The following is an 18,626-nucleotide window of genomic DNA, read 5'->3' as shown; positions in this document are numbered from 1 at the left end:
ACGGAGGCAGCATGGCGCCCTGGGACCGACTGCCGGCCCCGCAGCTCAGGCTTCCCCGCCCCCGTGGGCTGGCCCGCTACACCGCCGAGCGCGACCTGCCGGTGACCATGCCGGACGGCGTGACGCTGCTCGCCGACCGGTACGTCCCGTCCGGGGTGGAGCGCCCGCCCACGATCCTCGTCCGGACCCCCTACGGCAGGCGCGGCCCCGCCGCCCTCGCCAACGGCCTGCTGTTCGTCCCGTTCGGGTTCCAGCTGGTCGTGCAGAGCGCCCGCGGGACGTCCGGGTCCGGCGGCGAGTTCGACCCGCTCGGCAGCGAGCGCGACGACGGGCTCGTCACCGTGGAATGGCTGAAGCGGCAGCCCTGGTTCCACGGCGCGTTCGCCACGTTCGGGCCCAGCTACCTCGGCTACGCGGCGTGGGCGGTCGCGGCCGAGGCGGGCCCCGAGCTGAAGGCGATGTCGGTGCAGATCACCGCGTCGTCCTTCCGCGACGCCGCCTACGTCGGCGGGTCGTTCGCGCTGGAGTCCACGCTCACCTGGACCGACCTCACGCACCGGCAGCAGCGGCCCCTCGGCATGCTGACCGCGCCGCTGCTGTCGCGGCGCCGCGCCGTCCGCGCCGCCGCGTCCGGCCGCCCGCTGGCCGAGCTGGACGTGCTGGCCGGCGGCGCGCCCATGCGCTTCTACCAGGACCTCCTCGCCAACCACTCCGCCCCCGGCGGCTACTGGGACCGGCGCGACTTCAGCGGCACCGTCGGCCAGGTCGCCGCGCCCGTCAGCCTGCTCGGCGGCTGGTACGACGTGTTCCTGCCGTGGGAGATCAAGGACTATCTCGCGCTGCGCGCGGCCGGCCACTCCCCCTACCTGACGATCGGGCCCTGGTGGCACACCGACGCCCGCCACGGGCTGCCCGCGATCCGCGAGTCGCTCGCCTGGTTCCGCGCCCACCTGCAGGGCGACCCGTCCGGGCTGCGGCGCGACCCCGTCCGCGTCTACGTCACCGGCGCCCGCGAGTGGCGGAACTACCGAGACTGGCCCCCGCCGGGCATGCGGCAGGCGCGCTGGCACCTGCACGCCGGCGGCGGCCTCGGCGAGGACGGCCCGCAGGACCACCCGCCGAGCGCCTACACCTTCGACCCGGCCCGCCCCACCCCCGCGCTCGGCGGCCCCACCCTGCTCGGCAGCTCCCGCCCGGTCGACAACCGGCCCCTGGAGCGGCGCCCGGACGTCCTGGTGTTCACCTCGCCCGCCCTGCCCGCCGACCTGGACGTCATCGGCCCCGTCGGCGCCGACCTGTTCGTCCGCTCCGACCGGGAGCACACCGACTTCGTCGTCCGGCTCTGCGACGTCGCTCCGGACGGGACGTCCCGCAACGTCTGCGAGGGGGGCCTGCGCCTGCCCGCCGCCGCGGTGAAGCCCGTGGGGCCGGACGGCGTGCTCCGAGTGGCGGTCGACCTGTGGCCCACGGGCCACCGCTTCCAGCGGGGGCACCGCGTCCGCGTCCACGTCACCAGCGGCGCCCACCCCAAGGTCGCCGCGAATCCCGGCACCGGAGCCCCCCTGGCCACCGCCGGCACGCGCATGGTCAAGGCCCACCAGGAGGTCTTCCACAGCCCCGACCACCCGTCCGCCGTCATCCTGCCCATCGCCGAGCGCTCCCCCGAGACCGCGGCTCCGGCCCCCGAGGACGACGTGGTCTGACCTGACCGGACGGCCTACACCTGCGCCAGCACGGCCTTCGCGAACTTCTCGGCCGCGGCGGGTGCGTGCCGGAGGTACAGGGCGGGCTCGGTCAGCTCCAGTTCGATGATCAGCGGGGCGCCGTCCGGGCCGGGGATCATGTCGACGCGGGCGTAGAGGAGGTCCTCGCCGCCCGGGACGGCGGCCAGGGCGCGCCTCGCCAGGTCCAGCTCGGCCTCGGTCGCCGTGCACGGGGTGACCTGGCCGCGCGTGGCATCGTCCCTGACGGGGCCCTCGACGCCGGCGCCGGCGGTGAGGATCCGCGCCTTGCGGGCGGCGTGGCTGTACTCGCCCGCGCTGAAGACCAGCGCCGTCTCGCCGGCGGTGTCGACCGCGGACAGGTACGGCTGGACCATCGCCGTCCGGCCCGCGGCGCGGAGCGAGCGCAGGTGGGCGCGGGCCGCGGCCTCCTCGCCCGGCCCCCAGCGGGCCGTGTCGGCGGAGCCGATCGAGACGGCCGGCTTGATGACGTACTCCGGCCATCCGGACGGGATGTCGCCCGGATCCCACAGCGTCGGGACGACCGGGACGCCCGCGGCGGCGAGGTCGCGGAGGTAGCGCTTGTCGGTGTTCCAGCGGATGATCCCGGCCGGGTTGAGGACGCGCGGCAGGCTCTCCGCCCACGCGACGAACCGGTCCCGGCGGCCGGGGTAGTCCCAGGTGGAGCTGACGACGACCAGGTCGTGGCGGGACCAGTCGACGTCGGCGTCCCAGACGGCGGGCTCGGCGGCGGCGCCGAGGCGCGCGAGGGCGCCGATCAGGATCCGGGCGTCGTCGCTCCCGTCGGGCAGCAGGGAGCACGTCGCGAACGCGATGGTCATCTCGGGGGGTTCCTCGTTCAGCGGACCGGGTGGCCCGCCTCGCGCAGCGCGGCCTTGACCTCGGGGATCTTCAGCTCGCCGAAGTGGAAGACGCTGGCGGCGAGGACGGCGTCCGCGCCCGCGTCCACGGCCGGGGCGAAGTGCTCCACGGCGCCGGCGCCGCCGCTCGCGATCACCGGGACGGAGACGGTCGCCCGGACGCGGCGGAGCATCTCCAGGTCGAAGCCGGCCTTGGTGCCGTCGGCGTCCATGGAGTTCAGCAGGATCTCGCCGATGCCCAGTTCCTCGCCGCGGCGGGCCCACTCGATCGCGTCGATGCCCGTCCCCTTGCGGCCGCCGTGCGTGGTGACCTCGAAACCGGACTCGGTGCCCTCGGCGCGGCGGGCGTCCACCGACAGGACGACGCACTGGGAGCCGAAGCGGTGCGCGGCCTCCCGCAGGAACTCCGGGCGCGCGATGGCGGCGGTGTTGATCGAGACCTTGTCGGCGCCCGCGCGCAGGAGCCGGTCGACGTCCTCGACGGCGCGGACGCCGCCGCCGACGGTCAGCGGGATGAACACCTGCTCGGCGGTGCGCCGCACCACGTCGTAGGTGGTGGAGCGGTCGGCGCTGGACGCGGTGATGTCCAGGAACGTCAGCTCGTCGGCGCCCTCGGCGTCGTAGCGGGCGGCCAGCTCGACGGGGTCGCCGGCGTCCCGGAGGTTCTGGAAGTTGACGCCCTTGACGACGCGCCCGGCGTCGACGTCCAGGCACGGGATCACCCGCACGGCCACGGTCACTTCACGGCCTCCCTGCTCACTTGACGGCTTCCAGGGCCTCTTCCAGCGTGAACGCCTGGGCGTACAGGGCCTTGCCGACGATCGCGCCCTCGACGCCGTCGGCCACCAGCCCGGCCAGCGCGCGCAGGTCGTCCAGCGAGGACACGCCGCCGGACGCGATGACGGGCCGGTCGGTGCGGGAGCAGACCTCGCGCAGGAGGCCGGTGTTGGGGCCGCGGAGGGTGCCGTCCTTGGTGACGTCGGTGACCACGTACCGGGGGCAGCCGTCGTCCTCCAGGCGGGCGAGGACCTCCCAGAGGTCGCCGCCCTCCCGCGTCCAGCCGCGCGCGGCCAGCGTCGTGCCCCGCACGTCCAGCCCCACCGCGATCTTGTCGCCGTGGGAGGCGATGATCTTCCGGCACCAGTCCGGGTCCTCCAGCGCGGCGGTGCCGATGTTGACCCGGGCGCAGCCGGTGGACAGCGCCGCCTCCAGCGACGCGTCGTCGCGGATGCCGCCCGACAGCTCGACCTTCACGTCCAGCTTCCCGGTGACCTCGGCGAGCAGCTCCCGGTTGGACCCGCGCCCGAACGCCGCGTCCAGGTCGACCAGATGGATCCACTCCGCCCCCGCCTCCTGCCAGGCCAGCGCCGCCTCAAGCGGGGCGCCGTAGGAGGTCTCGGTCCCGGCCTCGCCCTGCACCAGGCGGACCGCCTGGCCACCGGCGACGTCGACCGCGGGAAGGAGCGTCAGAGTCATGCGGAAACCCTATCGATGCAGATGAGACGGGTGGTCAGGCGAGGGTGGCGAGCCAGCTGCGCAGGAGTGCGGCGCCGGCGTCGCCGGACTTCTCCGGGTGGAACTGGGTGGCGCACAGCGGGCCGTTCTCGACGCCGGCGACGAACCGGTCGCCGTGCTCGGACCAGGTGACCAGCGGCGGCTCGATGGTGCCGGTCGGGTCGGGCTCCAGCTCCCAGGCGCGCGCCGCGTAGGAGTGGACGAAGTAGAAGCGCTCGTCCTCCAGGCCGCGGAAGAGGGCCGAGCCCTCGGGGACGTCGACGGTGTTCCAGCCCATGTGCGGGACGACCGGCGCGTTCAGGCGGTCGACCGTGCCCGGCCACTCGTCGCAGCCCTCGGTCGTGACGCCGTGCTCGATGCCCTTGGAGAACAGGATCTGCATGCCGACGCAGATGCCGAGGACGGGACGCCCGCCGGCGAGGCGGCGGCCGATGATCTGCTCGCCGCGGACGCCGCGCAGCCCCGCCATGCAGGCGGCGAACGCGCCGACGCCGGGGACGACCAGGCCGTCGGCGGCGAGGGCGGCGTCCCAGTCGGCGGTGACGGTCACCTCCGCGCCCGCGCGGGCGACGGCGCGCTCGGCCGAGCGCAGGTTCCCCGAGCCGTAGTCGAGGATGACGACGTCCTTCACAGCCACATCACTCCCCCGGCGAACGCCAGCCCGGCGAGGACCAGGAGGATCAGCGCGGCGATCTTGAGGCCCTGCTTGACGAAGCTGTAGACGCCCGCCAGCAGGAACACCGCCACCGCGAAGATCACCACGTTGCCGTAGGTGAAGTGCAGGTCGCCGATGTGCACGGCTACAGAGCCCCCTTGGTGGAAGGAATGCCGTGCACCTTCGGGTCGAACGCCACGGCGTCGCGCAGTGCGCGGGCGAGGGCCTTGAACTGCGCCTCCACGATGTGGTGGGCGTTGCGCCCGTACGGGACGTGGACGTGCAGCGCCACCTGCGCGTTCGACACGAACGACTCGAAGATGTGCCGGGTCAGGGTGGTGTCGTACTCGGGGCCGATCATCGGGGCCATGCCGTCCGGCTCCACGTGCACCAGGTAGGGGCGGCCGGAGACGTCCACGGTGACCTGCGCGAGCGCCTCGTCCAGCGGGATGGAGGCGTCGGCGAAGCGGCGGATGCCCGCCTTGTCGCCGAGCGCCTCGCGGAACGCCTGGCCGAGCGCGATGGCGGTGTCCTCGATCGTGTGGTGGCTGTCGATGTGCAGGTCGCCCGCCGTCTTGACGGTCAGGTCGAACGACCCGTGCTTGCCGAGCTGGGCCAGCATGTGGTCGAAGAACCCCACGCCGGTCGCGACGTCGACCTGGCCGGTGCCGTCCAGGTCGATCTCGACGAGGACCTGGGTCTCCTTGGTCCCGCGTTCGATGCGGCCTTTGCGTGTCACGAGTTCTCCTTCGCTGTCGACGACGAAGCCGTCTCGGGGCGTGCGGGGGGCCGTCCCCCCTCGGAGAGGAGGGCGGTGCGGAAGGCGGCCATCTCCTCCGGGGTGCCGACGCTGACCCGCAGCCATTCGGGCGGCCCCACCTCCCGGATCAGCACGCCGCGAGCGAGCAGGCCCTCCCAGACCTTCCGGCGGCCGGGGAACGTCCCGAACAGGACGAAGTTGGCGTCGGAGTCGGCCACCCGGAACCCCTCGGCGCGCAGCCACGCGACCAGGTCGTCGCGGTCGCGGCGGAGGGCGTCGACGCCGCCGAGCAGTTCCTCGCCGTGGGCGAGGGCGGTGCGCGCGACGGCCTGGGTGACGGCCGACAGGTGGTAGGGCAGCCGGACGAGCTGCAGTGCCTGGACGACGGCCGGGTCGGCGGCCAGGTAGCCGAGCCGGGTCCCGGCCATCGCGAACGCCTTCGACATGGTCCGGGTGACGATCAGCCGCGGATGGCCGTCCAGCAGCGTCAGCGCGGACGGGGTGCCCTCGCGGCGGAACTCGGCGTACGCCTCGTCGACGACGACCATGCCGGGCGCGGCCTCCAGCACGGCCTCGATGGCGCCGAGCGGCAGCGCGGTGCCGGTGGGGTTGTTCGGCGAGGTGAGGAACACGACGTCGGGACGGTGCTCCTCGACGGCGGCGACGGCGCGGCCGGGGTCGAGCCCGAAGTCCTCGTCGCGGAAGGCGTTCACCCAGCGCGTCCCGGACACCCCGGTGATGATCGGGTGCATCGAGTAGGACGGCTCGAAGCCGAGCGCGGTCCGGCCCGTCCCGCCGAACGCCTGCAGGATCTGCTGGATGATCTCGTTGGAGCCGTTGGCGGCCCACACCCGGCCGGCGTCGAGGCCCGCGCCCGGGGTGTCGGCGTTCAGGAACGCGGCGAGGTCCTCGCGGAGGGCGACCGCGTCCCGGTCGGGGTAGCGGTTCAGCGACCCGGCGACGTCCATGACGGCCTCGCCGACGGCCTTCACCAGGCGCTCGGACGGCGGGTACGGGTTCTCGTTGGTGTTCAGCGCGTACGGCACGTCCAGCTGCGGGGCGCCATAGGGCTCCTTGCCGCGCAGGTCGTCCCGGAGCGGCAGGTCGTTGAGGGACGTCACGAAGGGATCTCCCAGTCGAAGCGGGCCTTCAGGGCGGCGCCGTGCGCGGGCAGGTCCTCGGCCTCGGCGAGCGCGACCACCCGGGAGGTCGCCTCGGCGAGGGCGTCGCGGCCGTACTCGACGACGTGCACGCCGCGCAGGAACGACTGGACCGACAGCCCGGAGGAGTGGCAGGCGCACCCGCCGGTCGGCAGGACGTGGTTGGACCCCGCCAGGTAGTCGCCGAGCGACACCGGCGCGTGCGGGCCCACGAAGATCGCGCCGGCGTTGCGGACGCGGGCGGCGACGGCGGCGGCGTCCGCGGTCTGGATCTCCAGGTGCTCGGCGGCGTAGGCGTCCACGACCTTCAGGCCGTCCTCGACGCCGTCCACGAGGACGATGCCGGACTGCCGCCCGGCGAGCGCCTCGGCGATCCGCTCGGTGTGCTTGGTGCGCCCGACCTGCGCTTTCAACTCCGCCTCGACGTCGTCGGCGAGCCGCGGCGAGTCGGTCACGAGGACGGCGGCGGCGAGCGTGTCGTGCTCGGCCTGGCTGATCAGGTCGGCGGCGACGTGCACCGGGTCGGCGGTGCCGTCGGCCAGGATCGCGATCTCCGTCGGGCCGGCCTCGGCGTCGATGCCGATCACGCCCTTGAGCAGCCGCTTCGCGGCGGCGACGTAGACGTTGCCGGGACCGGTGACGAGGTCGGCGCGGGGGCACTCGTCCGTCCCGTAGGCGAACATCGCGATCGCCTGCGCGCCCCCGGCGGCGTGCACCTCGTCGACCCCGAGCAGCGCGCAGGCCGCGAGGATGGCCGGGTGCGGGAGGCCGCCGTGCTCCTTCTGCGGCGGCGAGGTGACGGCGAGGGAGGCGACGCCCGCCTCCTGCCCGGGGACGACGTTCATCACCACGCTGGACGGGTACACGGCGCGCCCGCCCGGCACGTACAGCCCGACCCGCCCGACCGGGATCCACTTCTCGGTGACGGTGCCGCCGGGCACGACCCGCGTGGTCACGTCGGTGCGGCGCTGCGCGCGGTGCACGGCGCGGGCGCGGCGGATGCTCTCCTCCAGCGCGTCCCGGACGGCCGGGTCGAGCGCGGCGAGGGCCCGGTGGACGGTCTCGACCGGGACCCGCGTGCTCTCCAGCCCGACCCCGTCAAAAGCCTTGGTGTGCTCCCGGACCGCCGCCGAGCCGCGATGGCGCACGTCCTCGCAGATGGGCCGCACCTTGTCCAGGGCGGCCTCGACGTCGAGTTCGGCGCGGGGCAGCACGGAGCGCAGATCGCCGGGAAGCGAGCCGCGCAGGTCGATACGGGAAATCACCCGTCCAGTCTACGGAGTGCCCTCGGTCCCCCGCGCACCGTCTCACGTGCCGAGACGCCGCGCCGGTCACGCGGTCAGGGTGCCGTCCAGGACGGTGACGGCCCGCCCGGACAGGATCACGCGGTCGCCGCGCAGGGCCACCCGGACGTGTCCGCCGCGCTCGGACGCCTGATAGCCGGTCAGCGTGTCGCGGCCGAGGCGCTCCGCCCAGTAGGGCGCGAGGGCGCAGTGCGCGGAGCCGGTCACCGGGTCCTCGCCGTCGCCGTGCAGGAGGCGGGCGGCGAAGAACCGGGACGTGAAGTCGTGCTCCCGCCCGGGATCGGCCGCCGCGGTGACGATCACGCCCCGGGCGTCGAGCCGGCCGAGCGCCGCGATGTCGGGGGCGAGGCCGCGGACCGCCGCCTCGTCGCCGACCTCGGCGAGAACGTCGTTCTGGACGTTGCGCCCGGCGGCGGACACCGGGACGCCGAGCGCCTCGGCGAGCCCGCCCGGGACGTCGATCGGTTCCGGCGGGCACGACGGGAAGTCCATCGACAGGCCGCCGTCGCCGTCGCGGGTCACGGTGAGAACGCCGCTCTTCAGGGTCCGGAACCGGATCGGGGCACCGGCCTCGGCGATGCCGGTCTCGAAGAGGGCGTGGGCGGTGCCCATGGTGGCGTGGCCGCACAGGGCGACCTCCGCGTTGGGGGTGAACCAGCGCAGCTCGAAGTCGGCTTCGGGATCGTCGACCGGGCGGACGAACGCGGTCTCGGAGTGCTTCATCTCCGCGGCGACCTGCTGCATCCACGCGGGGTCGGCGGCGTCCGCGAGCAGGCACACCCCGGCCGGGTTGCCGGCGAACGGGCGGGCGGCGAAGGCGTCGACGATCAGCATCCTCATGGCCCCGACGCTACCGACCGGCGCCGGCCGGGCGGCATGGCCAATGCCCCGGAAGTGGCCCGCCGGACACATTTCCACCGCCGACCCTCTTCACAATGTGAAAAACCAACCATTACCAAGATCATCAATATGGACGTACCCTGGCGGCGATAGGGCGTCTCCCGGTGCGCCCGGCAGCGTGGGGGTGGACTGTGACCGAGCGGCTCGCCCTGTTCCCCCTGGGCACGGTCCTGTTCCCGGGGCTCGTGCTCCCCCTGCACCTGTTCGAGGACCGGTACCGCCGTCTCATCGCCGACCTCCTCGAACAGCCCGAGCCGCGCGGCTTCGGCGTCGTCGGCATCGAGCTCGGCCACGAGGTCGGCGAGGGGGCCGCGCACCGCCTCGCCGAGATCGGGTGCGTCGCCGAGCTGCGCGAGGTGACGCCGCACCCGGACGGGCGCTACGACATCGTCACGGTCGGCACCCGGCGGTTCCGGCTGAAGGAGCTGGACCGCTCCCGGCCCTACCTGCGCGGCGAGGTCGAGTTCCTGCCCGAGGAGCGCGGCGCCGGCACCGGCCCCCTCGCGGCCCGGGTCCGCCGGCTGTTCCGGCTCTACCGGCACCGGCTCGGCGCGGCCGGCGCCGTGCCGTTCGACCGGGCCGAGCCGCCCGCCGACCCGGTCGCGCTGTCGTACGCGATCGCGGCGTCGCTCGTCCTGGACGGGCACGACAAGCAGCGCCTGCTGGAGTGCGAGGACGCGGCGCTGCGGCTGGAGGCGGAACGGGACCTGCTGGCCCGGGAGAACCGCATCCTGGACGTGCTCCCGACGATCCCCGCCGGGCAGTTCCTCGACGGGTCGTTCACGCCCAACTGACCGCGCGCGGCAGACTCTCCCCATGAGCACTGCCAAGGCCAAGGGCGGCAAGGGGACCCCGGCGACCGTCGCCGCGGCGAAGGCCGGGATCGAGTACACGCTGCACACCTACGAGGTGGACGCGGACGCCGCGTCCTACGGGGAGGCCGCCGCCGACGCCCTCGGCATCCCGCACGACCAGATCTTCAAGACGCTGCTGGCGGAGGTCGACGGGAACCTGACGGTCGGCGTCGTCCCCGTGTCCGCAAGCCTGGACCTGAAGGCGCTCGCCGCGGCGGCGGGCGGCAAGAAGGCCCGGATGGCCGACCCCCGGGACGCCGAGCGCGCCACCGGGTACGTGGTCGGCGGGATCAGCCCGCTCGGCCAGCGCCGGCGGCTGCCGACCGTGGTCGACGCGTCGGTGTCAGCGCTCGGGACCGTCTACGTCTCGGCCGGCCGGCGCGGACTCCAGATCGAGCTCGTCCCCGCCGACCTCGTCCGCCTCACCGGCGCCCGCGTCGCGGTCATCGCCCGCGGGTAGCCGCCGGACGACCATCTCCAGCAGCCCGTACGTCGCGACCGCGGGCAGCGCCCAGAACACGAGCAGGCCCTTGGCGCGCAGGTCGGCGACGCCCTCGACGGTCGTGCCGTCGCGCCCGTGCCGGACGGCGTCCTGGAAGTGGCCGAGCCCGATCAGGTGGCCGGTCCGCCAGGCGAGGACGGCCGCGGCGGCGCCCCCGGCGGCCAGCCCGAGCAGCAGCGCGACGTCGTTGCCGCGCCCGCCCGCCAGGTAGGCGACGACGCCGCACAGCACCCCGGCGGCGAGCGCGATCAGCGCGAACCGGGCGTCGATGCCGATCGGCCCCTGGCTTTCCGGCTCGGCCAGAAGTGCCTCACCCTGCACGACCACATACGACACCTCGGGGGCGGTGGCCGCCCACAGCAGTCCCGCGAGCGGCCCCAGCAGCGCGACGGCGGCGCTGGTGACCGCCCAGATCGTCAAGAGCCTCCCGGTCGGTCGCCGCACCTCGTACGCTCCTAGGTGGAAGTCCTCTGACAGCGAAAGCCTAGCCTGCCCAGGTCAGCCGATCGACTCTCGAAGGGTGTCCGATTCCCGCCCACGACCGCCCCGATTACTGGGATAATGTGCCCGACATGTCCGGATTCAGTCCCGCGTTCGAACGCCTCGGCGCCGCGCTGGCGGCCGTCGTCCTGCAGCAGCAGGAGACGCTCGCCGAGTTCCTGCCGCGCGAGGACTGGAGCGCCGACCTGACCGCCCGCACGTATACCAGCGGCGGCGTCACCGTGCGGGTCTCCCTGCTCGGCAGCTACGCGGCGCGCGAGCGCACCTGGCTGTGGGGATGGGCCAACCCGCAGTTCGGCGACGCCCACCCCGCGGTCACCCCCACCCTGGTGATCCGGACGATCGGCGAGCGGCTCGGCATCACCGAGTTCACCACCCCCGAGGTCGACCTGTCCTGGTACGAGGGCCCGGCCGGGCACGGCGGCGAGCTGATCGCCATGGCCGCCGGCGGCGTCCTCGGCGGCGGCGGCTACATCGGCGCCGGCTACGACGGCGGCTCCGCCTACCTGCACGTCGACGACCCGCAGGCGCCCCCCGCCCAGTGGGACCCCGTCCCCCTCCCCCGCCTGCTCACGAACGCGACCGCCTTGTTCCCCCACGAGCCGCGCCTCACCCTCGCCGGCCTGCTCTCCCACCACCGCGTCCCCTACCACCAGACCGACCTCCTCACCGAGGTCGCCCTCCCCGGCGGCGGCACCGCCCAGGCCCGCTTCGACGGCCTGGGCCGCTTCGTCGACTGGAAAGCCGCGCTTATTGCGGTTTCTTAGTTTTCACCGAGGCGCCCGGCACCGTCCGGCTCCAGGGGCGACGACACCGGCCGACGCCGCAACCACGCGACGACCTCCACGCCTGCGATCGCGTCCGAAGGCAGGTTCGAGCTCGCGAGAACCTGATCGCGCAGCGAGCCGCAAGGCGAGCCGGAGCGATGCAGCGATCGCGCGCGGTTCCCGACGATGGAGGGCCGTCAAGGCCCGAAGGAGGAGGGAACCGCCATCAAACACGACGGGCCGAGTAGCTGTTTGAGGTCGCCCATCAGGGCCGGGGACGGCGCCACGCGGAGCTTGTCGTCCAGGCGGACGACCGTGGTGCGCGGGCCGTTCTGGACGTGCAGGTGGACCTCGGCGGTGCCCGGGTGGGTGACCAGCACCTCCTTGAGCCGCGACACCGTGGGGGGCGTGCAGCGGCCGAGGGGCAGCGTGACCGAGAACGGGCCGGTCGCGTCGGTGATGGTCAGGTCCGGCTGGGTGACCTCCATCGCGATGATCTTCGCGACGTCCTCGCGGCGGTCCAGCCGGCCCTTGACGATCAGGATCGCGTCCTCGGCGAGCAGCGTGGAGCACAGCTGATAGGACGAGGGGAAGCACAGCACCTCGATGGAGCCGCCGAGGTCCTCCAGCTGGAACATGGCCCAGGAGTTGCCCTGCTTGGTGACCTTGCGCTGCAGCCCGGACAGCAGGCCCGCGATGACCACGACCTGGCCGTCGGGGCGCTCGCCCTCGTTCAGCACGGCGATGGTGCAGTCGGCCTCGCGTTCCAGGATGTGCTCGACGCCGAGGAGCGGGTGGTCCGACACGTACAGGCCGAGCATCTCCCGCTCGAAGGCGAGCAGGGTGGTCTTGTCCCACTCCTCGCCCTCGGGGATCGCGACGGCGAACGCGTCCTCGCCGCCCTCGTCCTCCAGGGCGCCGAAGAGGGAGTCCTGCCCGACGGCCTCCTTGCGCTTGATGTCGATGACGGAGTCGATGGCCTGCTCGTGCACCATCAGCAGCGCCTTGCGCTGGTGGCCGAGCTCGTCGAACGCGCCCGCCTTGATGAGCGACTCCACGACCCGCTTGTTGCAGACCTGCGGCGGGACCTTGTTCAGGAAGTCGTTGAAGTCGGTGTAGGCGCCCTTCTCCCTGCGGGCCGCGACGATCCCGTCGACCACGTTGTGGCCGACGTTGCGGACGGCCGACAGCCCGAAGCGGATCTCGGTGTCGCCGAGCGGGGTGAAGTCGGCCTCGGACGTGTTGACGTCCGGCGGCAGCACCTTCAGGCCCATCCGGCGGCACTCCGACAGGTACAGGGCGCTCTTGTCCTTGTCGTCGCCGACGGACGTGAGCAGGCCCGCCATGTACTCGGCCGGGTAGTTCGCCTTCAGGTAGGCCGTCCAGTAGGACACCAGGCCGTACGCGGCCGAGTGCGCCTTGTTGAACGCGTAGTCGGAGAACGGGACGAGGATGTCCCACAGCGTCTTGACGGCCTCCTTGGAGAAGCCGTTGTCGAGCATGCCCTTCTCGAAGCCGACGTACTGGGCGTCCAGCTCGGCCTTCTTCTTCTTGCCCATGACGCGGCGCAGCAGGTCCGCTTTGCCGAGCGTGTAGCCCGCCACCTTCTGCGCGATCGCCATGACCTGCTCCTGGTAGACGATCAGGCCGTAGGTGGTGTCGAGGATCTCCTTGAGGGGCTCCTCCAGCTCCGGATGGATCGGGGTGATCTCCTGCTGCCCGTTCTTGCGGAGCGCGTAGTTGGTGTGGGAGTTCGCGCCCATCGGGCCGGGCCGGTAGAGGGCGCCGACGGCGGAGATGTCCTCGAAGTTGTCCGGCTTCATCAGCCGGAGCAGGGACCGCATCGGGCCGCCGTCGAACTGGAACACCCCGAGGGTGTCGCCGCGGGCGAGCAGGTCGTAGGTCTTCTTGTCGTCCAGGGGAAGCGCGAGCAGGTCGACATTGACGCCCTTGTTCTTCTCGATGCCCTTGAGCGCGTCGTCGATGATCGTCAGGTTCCGCAGGCCCAGGAAGTCCATCTTCAGCAGGCCGAGCGTCTCGCAGGTCGGGTAGTCGAACTGCGTGATGATGGCGCCGTCGGCGTCCCGGCGCATGATCGGGACGTGGTCGGTGATCGTCTCGCCGGACATGATGATCCCGGCGGCGTGCACGCCGGTCTGGCGGATCAGGCCCTCCAGGCCCTGCGCCAGGTCCATGATCTGCTTGACGTCGGTCTCTTCCTCGTACAGCTTGCGCAGCTCGCCGGCCTCGCCGTAGCGCGGGTGCTTGTCGTCGAAGATGCCCGACAGCGGGATGTCCTTGCCCATCACGGCGGGCGGGAACGCCTTGGAGATCCGGTCGCCGAGGGCGTAGGGGAAGCCGAGGACGCGGCCGGCGTCCTTGATGGCGGCCTTCGCCTTGATGGTGCCGAACGTGGCGATGAACGAGACCTTGTCGGCGCCCCACTTCTCGGTCGTGTACTTGATGACCTCGGCCCGCCGGTCTTCAGGGAAGTCGATGTCGATGTCGGGCATGGACGCGCGCTCGGGGTTCAGGAACCGCTCGAAGATCAGCCCGTGCGGGATCGGGTCGAGGTCGGTGATGCCCATCGCGTAGGCGATCAGGGAGCCGGCGGCGCTGCCGCGGCCGGGGCCGACCAGGATGCCGTTCTCCTTGGCCCACATGATGAAGTCGGCGACGACGAGGAAGTAGGACGGGTACCCCTTGCCGAGGATGACGCCCATCTCGTACTCGGCCTGCTCCTTGTAGCCGTCCGGAAGGCCGTCGGGGAAGCGGCGCTCCAGGCCCTTCCAGACCTCCTTGCGGAACCAGCTCTCCTCCGTCTCGCCCTCGGGGACGGGGAAGCGGGGGCTGAGGTCGCGGTACTCGAACATCCCCCCCGGGTCGACCTTCTCGGCGATGAGCAGGGTGTTCCTGCACCCCTCCAGCCAGATGTCGGACGAGTCGATGCCGCGCATCTCGTCGGCGGTCTTCAGGTAGTAGCCGGACCCGTCGAACCGGAAGCGGTCGGGGTCGGCGAGCTGCTTGCCCACCTGGACGCACAGGAGCGCGTCGTGCGCGGTCGCCTCGGACTCGTGCGTGTAGTGCGAGTCGTTGGTGACGACCGGGGGGATGTTCAGCTTCCTGCTGATCTCGATGAGCCCGTCGCGGACGCGGCGCTCGATCTCCAGCCCGTGGTCCATCAGCTCCAGGAAGTAGTTCTCCTTGCCGAAGATGTCCTGGAACGCGGCGGCGGCCTTCAGCGCCTCGTCGAACTGGCCGAGCCGCAGGCGGGTCTGCACCTTGCCGGACGGGCAGCCCGTGGTGGCCATCACGCCCTCGGCGTGCTCGGCGAGGAGCTCCTCGTCCATGCGCGCGTACTTGAAGACGAAGCCCTCGGTGTAGGCGCGGCTGGACAGCTTGAACAGGTTGTGCAGGCCGGTCCTGTTCCGCGCCCACAGCGTCTTGTGGTTGATCAGCCCGCCGCCGGAGACGTCGTCGCGCTTCTGGCTCGGCTCACCCCACTGAACCTTCTTCTTGTGGTAGCGGGACTCGGGCGCCAGGTAGGCCTCGATCCCGATGATGGGGGTGACCCCGGCCGCCGTCGCCTGCCTGTGGAAGTCGTAGGCGCCGTGCATGTTGCCGTGGTCGGTCATGGCGATCGCCGGCATCTTCTGCCGCCCGACCTCCTCGAACATCTGCTTCAACCGGGCGGCTCCGTCGAGCATGGAGTACTCGGTATGAACGTGCAGGTGAACGAAAGAGTCGGCCATGCGTGCTGCGCCTCCTGCTCGTCGCATGCGACCGCCCACGTGCGTGGCTCGCACGTGTCGGCATCTCGGTACCGGGGGAAGGTCGCCGGCCCGGGCGCGGTGCCGGGACGACGCGGTGCTGAGAGCCTAACCCGCTTCTTCCGTCACTCGCGCCCCCGACGCGCCCATTGCCCGCGACGCCCGCCGACCGTCTCGACAGGCGGGACGATCCGTCCGCGATGTGGCGGCGGCCGGGCGCTCCGGCCTACGATGTCGCCCGTGGAACGTCGCCATCCCAGGTTTACGCGGCCGGCTCCGGGCGAGCCGCCCGCCGCCGCGACCTGAGCGACGACCCCGGAGCCGGCCCCAGGCGGAGCACCGCGCGTGCTCCGCGTTCTCGCTGATCAGGCGCGGCCCCGGGCACGGATCCCCTGGCGCTGCCGCCGCCGCACGAAGGGAATCCGAGATGCACGACGAGGTCCTCGAATCCGCCGGCGAGCTGCGCGTGGCGCTGCCGTCCGCCGAGGCCATCACGACGCTCGGCGCGGCCCGCGCGGCGATCGACGATCTCGACGCGGCGCTCGCCACCCTGCTGGAGCACCGCGCCGCGGTGGCCGCCGTCGTCCAGCGGCTCAAGCCGGTCGGCGGCTTCGCCGGCCGCGACCCCGGCCGGGAGCGGCGGATCGTCGAGGCCATGGCGGAGCGCGCGCCGTCCCTCGGCGCCGGCCGGCTCGCCCCCATCGTGAACGCGATCATCGAGGCGGGCCTGGACGCCGCCGAGACGCGCGGATGACCCCGCTCAGGACTCCGCTTCGACGATCTCCAGCGCGCGGGCCAGGTCGTCCGGGTACGGGCTCTCGAACTCCACCCACTCGCCCTTGGTGGGGTGCTCGAACCCCAGCCGGACGGCGTGCAGCCACTGCCTCCTGAGCCCGAGCCGCTCCGCCAGGGTCGGGTCGGCGCCGTACGCCATGTCCCCCGCGCACGGATGCCTGATCGCGGACATGTGCACGCGGATCTGGTGGGTGCGCCCCGTCTCCAGGTCGATGTCGAGCAGCGTCGCCGCCCGGAACGCCTCGACGGTGTCGTAGTGGGTGACGGACGGCTTGCCGCCCGCCACGACCGCGAACCGGCCGTCACCGGAGGGATGCCGGTCGATGGGCGCGTCGACCGTCCCGCGGAACGGGTCGGGATGCCCCTGGACGAGCGCCCGGTACCGCTTGTCGATCCGGCGCTCCTTGAACGCGCGCTTGAGCCGCGAGTACGCGACCTCGCTCTTCGCCACGACCATCGCGCCGGTCGTGTTGGCGTCCAGCCGGTGCACGATGCCCTGCCGCTCGGACGCGCCGCTCGTGGCGATCGTGTGCCCGGCCCCGAGCAGCCCGCCGAGGACGGTCGGGCCCGTCCAGCCGGTCGTCGGGTGGGCGGCGACGCCGACCGGCTTGCTCACCACGACGATGTCGTCGTCCTCGTACAGCACGCCCATCCCGGGGACGGGCTCGGCGACCGGCGCGGGCGGGGCGGGCGGCGGCGGGAGGGTGACCTCCAGCCAGGCGCCCGCGTGCAGGCGCTCCGACTTCGTGGCCACCTGCGCGCCGTCCAGCAGGACGTCGCCCGCGGCGATGATGTCGGCGGCGCTGCCCCGCGACACGCCGAAGAGGCGGGCCAGCGCGGCGTCGATCCGCTCGCCCTCCAGGCCGTCCGGCACGGGAAGGCCGCGCACATCCGCCATCAGGACTTCTCTTCCGGGGCCTTCACCCCGGCCCCGTCCCCGGCAGAGTCCCCGGCCTCGGGCTTCGGCCCGGCGGGCTCGGGCGCCTCGGGCTCGCGCGCCTCGGGCTCGCGCGCTTCGGGGCCGGCCTCGGCCGCGGGCGCCTCGGGGGCGCCGCTCTCGCCGGAGTCGCCGGCCTCGTCCTTGCCGGGAAGGCGCGTCCCGTCCACCTGCAGCCCGCGCGCCGCCAGCAGGACGGCCAGCACGCCGCCGCAGACGATCGCCGAGTCGGCCAGGTTGAACACCGGCCAGTGCGGCAGCTGGATCCAGTCGACGACGTGCCCCTTCAGCGGGGCCGGGGAGCGCAGCAGCCGGTCGAGGAGGTTGCCGACCGCGCCGCCGAGCAGCAGGCCGAGGCAGACCGCCCACGGGACGCTGCGCAGGTTGCGGGCGGTGCGCAGGATCGCCACCACCACGCCGCAGGCGATCAGCGTGAACACGATGGTGTAGCCGGTGCCGATCGAGAACGCGGCGCCGCTGTTGCGGGTCTCGCGCAGCGTCAGCAGGCCGCCGAGCAGCCGGACCGGCTCCCGGTCCTGCAGCGTCGCCACCACGATGATCTTGGATGCGATGTCGGCGGCGAGCGCGGCCACGGCCACGGCGACCAGCACGCCGACGCGGCGCGGCCGAGGAGACCCCGTGGTCCCCCCGGCCTCGCGCTCTGGGTTCGTTGAGTCGCTCAGCGACGTTCCTCGCGTTGTTTGCATGTCACACATAGGGTCGCACGCGGGAAGACCTGGAGTCGCGCCTTACCGATCGGTTTGGCGCAGGACTCGCAGATCCCGTACGTGCCCGCGTTCATCCGCTGGACGGCGCGCTCGATCTGGGCGAGCAGGTCCTGTGAATTGTAGGACAGCGCGAGCTCGTGCTCCCGCTCGTAGGTCTTGGCGCCCGCGTCCGCCTGGTCGTCGCCCGCGCCGTCGCTGGTGTCGCCCTCGGCGATCTGGCTCGCGGACGCCGCGATCTCGGCGCGCAGCGTCTCGATCTGCTCCTCCAGCCCGGCCCGCACCTCGGCGAGCTCGCCCCCCGTCCACCGGTGCTCGCCCTCGCGGACCGGCAGCTCCGCGGCCGTCGCCTTCGGCGCCGCCTCGTCCAGCGCGTCCCGGTCCCTTGGGTCCCGGTCCCGCGCGGGCGCCGCGCGCCCGCCCGGCCGCCCAGGCTTCGCGGCACCGCCCTTGGTCGCGGGCCCCTTCGCCGCCGGGCTCTTGGCCGCGGGCGCCTTCGCGCCCGCCGTCCTGCTCTGGGACGGCCGTGCCGTGCCCCGGGTCTTGCTCGCGGCGGGCGGCGTGCCCCTCCTCGCGCCGGCCATGTCGGCCTCCCTCGCGGTGGTCGCCTCGACGGGCAGTGCGGGCAGCATAGGTCCCCTCTCTCGGGCACGGTAAACAACCTGGGCCGTGTTACCGACCGCTTATGCCCGGTCGCCGATCGCGGGAAAACCCCGGCCCTGCGCACGAGATCGCAAAGGAACCGTGGGCGCCGCGGCGGAAAACGGGAAGAGCGGCGCGCCGGGGTGCGTTAGAGTCTGGACGAGCAGTCGTATGGCAGGCGCTGATGGGGACACCTGCCGCCGCACGCAGCCATGAGCGACCCGGGGACGGTGCGAG

Annotated in this window: 19 protein-coding genes; 5 read left to right on the top strand and 14 right to left on the bottom strand. The window is 73.1% G+C overall.

The window, feature by feature from the left end; translation table 11 throughout:
* The first annotated feature begins 11 nt into the window (after window positions 1–11).
* Window positions 12–1,703: a CocE/NonD family hydrolase gene (locus K8Z49_RS46350; RefSeq protein ID WP_412517073.1), complete on the top strand. Its 1,692-nt coding sequence runs from the start codon at window positions 12–14 to the stop codon at window positions 1,701–1,703.
* A 14-nt stretch (window positions 1,704–1,717) separates the two neighbouring features.
* On the opposite strand, the gene K8Z49_RS46345 is transcribed toward K8Z49_RS46350, so the two are convergent.
* From K8Z49_RS46345 to K8Z49_RS46305, 9 genes are all read right to left on the bottom strand, one after another.
* Entirely contained in the window at window positions 1,718–2,563 is an 846-nt protein-coding gene (locus K8Z49_RS46345; RefSeq protein WP_412517072.1) for an ATP-grasp domain-containing protein, read from the bottom strand.
* Between the two features lie 17 nt (window positions 2,564–2,580).
* The gene (hisF, locus tag K8Z49_RS46340; RefSeq protein WP_412517071.1) at window positions 2,581–3,342 is read right to left on the bottom strand and encodes an imidazole glycerol phosphate synthase subunit HisF; all 762 of its coding nucleotides are present in this window, start codon (window positions 3,340–3,342) and stop codon (window positions 2,581–2,583) included.
* A gap of 16 nt (window positions 3,343–3,358) precedes the next feature.
* On the bottom strand, window positions 3,359–4,078 hold the full coding sequence (gene priA / locus K8Z49_RS46335; RefSeq protein WP_412517070.1) for a bifunctional 1-(5-phosphoribosyl)-5-((5-phosphoribosylamino)methylideneamino)imidazole-4-carboxamide isomerase/phosphoribosylanthranilate isomerase PriA: 720 nt from the start codon (window positions 4,076–4,078) through the stop codon (window positions 3,359–3,361).
* Window positions 4,079–4,112: 34 nt separating this feature from the next.
* Complete coding sequence (gene hisH / locus K8Z49_RS46330) at window positions 4,113–4,748, bottom strand: imidazole glycerol phosphate synthase subunit HisH (RefSeq protein ID WP_412521299.1); 636 nt, start codon at window positions 4,746–4,748, stop codon at window positions 4,113–4,115.
* Complete coding sequence (locus K8Z49_RS46325; protein ID WP_021596174.1) at window positions 4,745–4,915, bottom strand: hypothetical protein; 171 nt, start codon at window positions 4,913–4,915, stop codon at window positions 4,745–4,747. The genes hisH and K8Z49_RS46325 overlap by 4 nt, the downstream gene beginning before the upstream one ends.
* Window positions 4,916–4,917: 2 nt before the next feature.
* Window positions 4,918–5,511: an imidazoleglycerol-phosphate dehydratase HisB gene (gene hisB / locus K8Z49_RS46320; protein ID WP_021596173.1), complete on the bottom strand. Its 594-nt coding sequence runs from the start codon at window positions 5,509–5,511 to the stop codon at window positions 4,918–4,920.
* Window positions 5,508–6,653 (bottom strand): histidinol-phosphate transaminase, encoded by a 1,146-nt coding sequence (locus K8Z49_RS46315; protein ID WP_412517069.1) that lies wholly within the window; start codon window positions 6,651–6,653, stop codon window positions 5,508–5,510. The genes hisB and K8Z49_RS46315 overlap by 4 nt, the downstream gene beginning before the upstream one ends.
* Window positions 6,650–7,957 carry a histidinol dehydrogenase gene (gene hisD, locus K8Z49_RS46310; RefSeq protein WP_111833099.1) on the bottom strand — a complete coding sequence of 436 codons (1,308 nt, stop codon included), beginning with the start codon at window positions 7,955–7,957 and terminating at the stop codon, window positions 6,650–6,652. Before hisD ends, K8Z49_RS46315 begins: the two co-directional genes overlap by 4 nt.
* Before the next feature lie 66 nt (window positions 7,958–8,023).
* Window positions 8,024–8,836, bottom strand: coding sequence for a PhzF family phenazine biosynthesis protein (locus tag K8Z49_RS46305; RefSeq protein WP_021596170.1), 813 nt, complete (start codon window positions 8,834–8,836; stop codon window positions 8,024–8,026).
* 191 nt (window positions 8,837–9,027) lie between these two features.
* On the opposite strand from K8Z49_RS46305, the gene K8Z49_RS46300 reads away from it, so the two are divergent.
* Window positions 9,028–9,690, top strand: a complete 663-nt coding sequence (locus K8Z49_RS46300; protein WP_021596169.1) for an LON peptidase substrate-binding domain-containing protein — start codon at window positions 9,028–9,030, stop codon at window positions 9,688–9,690.
* Window positions 9,691–9,712: 22 nt separating this feature from the next.
* On the top strand, window positions 9,713–10,210 hold the full coding sequence (gene ybaK / locus K8Z49_RS46295; protein ID WP_021596168.1) for a Cys-tRNA(Pro) deacylase: 498 nt from the start codon (window positions 9,713–9,715) through the stop codon (window positions 10,208–10,210).
* Here the strand turns inward: ybaK and K8Z49_RS46290 are convergent.
* Complete coding sequence (locus K8Z49_RS46290; RefSeq protein ID WP_235206446.1) at window positions 10,094–10,696, bottom strand: hypothetical protein; 603 nt, start codon at window positions 10,694–10,696, stop codon at window positions 10,094–10,096. The two genes, ybaK and K8Z49_RS46290, sit on opposite strands and share 117 nt — an antisense overlap.
* Before the next feature lie 128 nt (window positions 10,697–10,824).
* Here K8Z49_RS46290 and K8Z49_RS46285 point away from each other — a divergent pair, with 128 nt between their 5' ends.
* On the top strand, window positions 10,825–11,520 hold the full coding sequence (locus K8Z49_RS46285; RefSeq protein ID WP_021596166.1) for a DUF6882 domain-containing protein: 696 nt from the start codon (window positions 10,825–10,827) through the stop codon (window positions 11,518–11,520).
* Window positions 11,521–11,717: 197 nt separating this feature from the next.
* On the opposite strand, the gene dnaE is transcribed toward K8Z49_RS46285, so the two are convergent.
* Entirely contained in the window at window positions 11,718–15,272 is a 3,555-nt protein-coding gene (gene dnaE, locus K8Z49_RS46280; protein ID WP_412517068.1) for a DNA polymerase III subunit alpha, read from the bottom strand.
* A 445-nt stretch (window positions 15,273–15,717) separates the two neighbouring features.
* On the opposite strand from dnaE, the gene K8Z49_RS46275 reads away from it, so the two are divergent.
* Entirely contained in the window at window positions 15,718–16,044 is a 327-nt protein-coding gene (locus K8Z49_RS46275; RefSeq protein ID WP_021596164.1) for a chorismate mutase, read from the top strand.
* 6 nt (window positions 16,045–16,050) lie between these two features.
* Here the strand turns inward: K8Z49_RS46275 and K8Z49_RS46270 are convergent, their stop codons facing one another.
* The 3 genes from K8Z49_RS46270 to K8Z49_RS46260 form a co-directional block, all read right to left on the bottom strand.
* Window positions 16,051–16,983 carry an RluA family pseudouridine synthase gene (locus tag K8Z49_RS46270; RefSeq protein ID WP_021596163.1) on the bottom strand — a complete coding sequence of 311 codons (933 nt, stop codon included), beginning with the start codon at window positions 16,981–16,983 and terminating at the stop codon, window positions 16,051–16,053.
* Window positions 16,983–17,633: a signal peptidase II gene (lspA, locus tag K8Z49_RS46265; RefSeq protein ID WP_412517067.1), complete on the bottom strand. Its 651-nt coding sequence runs from the start codon at window positions 17,631–17,633 to the stop codon at window positions 16,983–16,985. The genes K8Z49_RS46270 and lspA overlap by 1 nt, the downstream gene beginning before the upstream one ends.
* 68 nt (window positions 17,634–17,701) lie before the next feature.
* Window positions 17,702–18,118 (bottom strand): TraR/DksA family transcriptional regulator, encoded by a 417-nt coding sequence (locus K8Z49_RS46260; RefSeq protein ID WP_412521297.1) that lies wholly within the window; start codon window positions 18,116–18,118, stop codon window positions 17,702–17,704.
* Window positions 18,119–18,626 lie beyond the last annotated feature (508 nt).

This window comes from Actinomadura madurae (genome assembly GCF_047130825.1).
GTDB lineage: Bacteria > Actinomycetota > Actinomycetes > Streptosporangiales > Streptosporangiaceae > Spirillospora > Spirillospora madurae.
The sequence above is the reverse complement of the archived record's forward strand: the minus strand, read 5'-3'. Positions and strand labels throughout refer to the sequence as shown.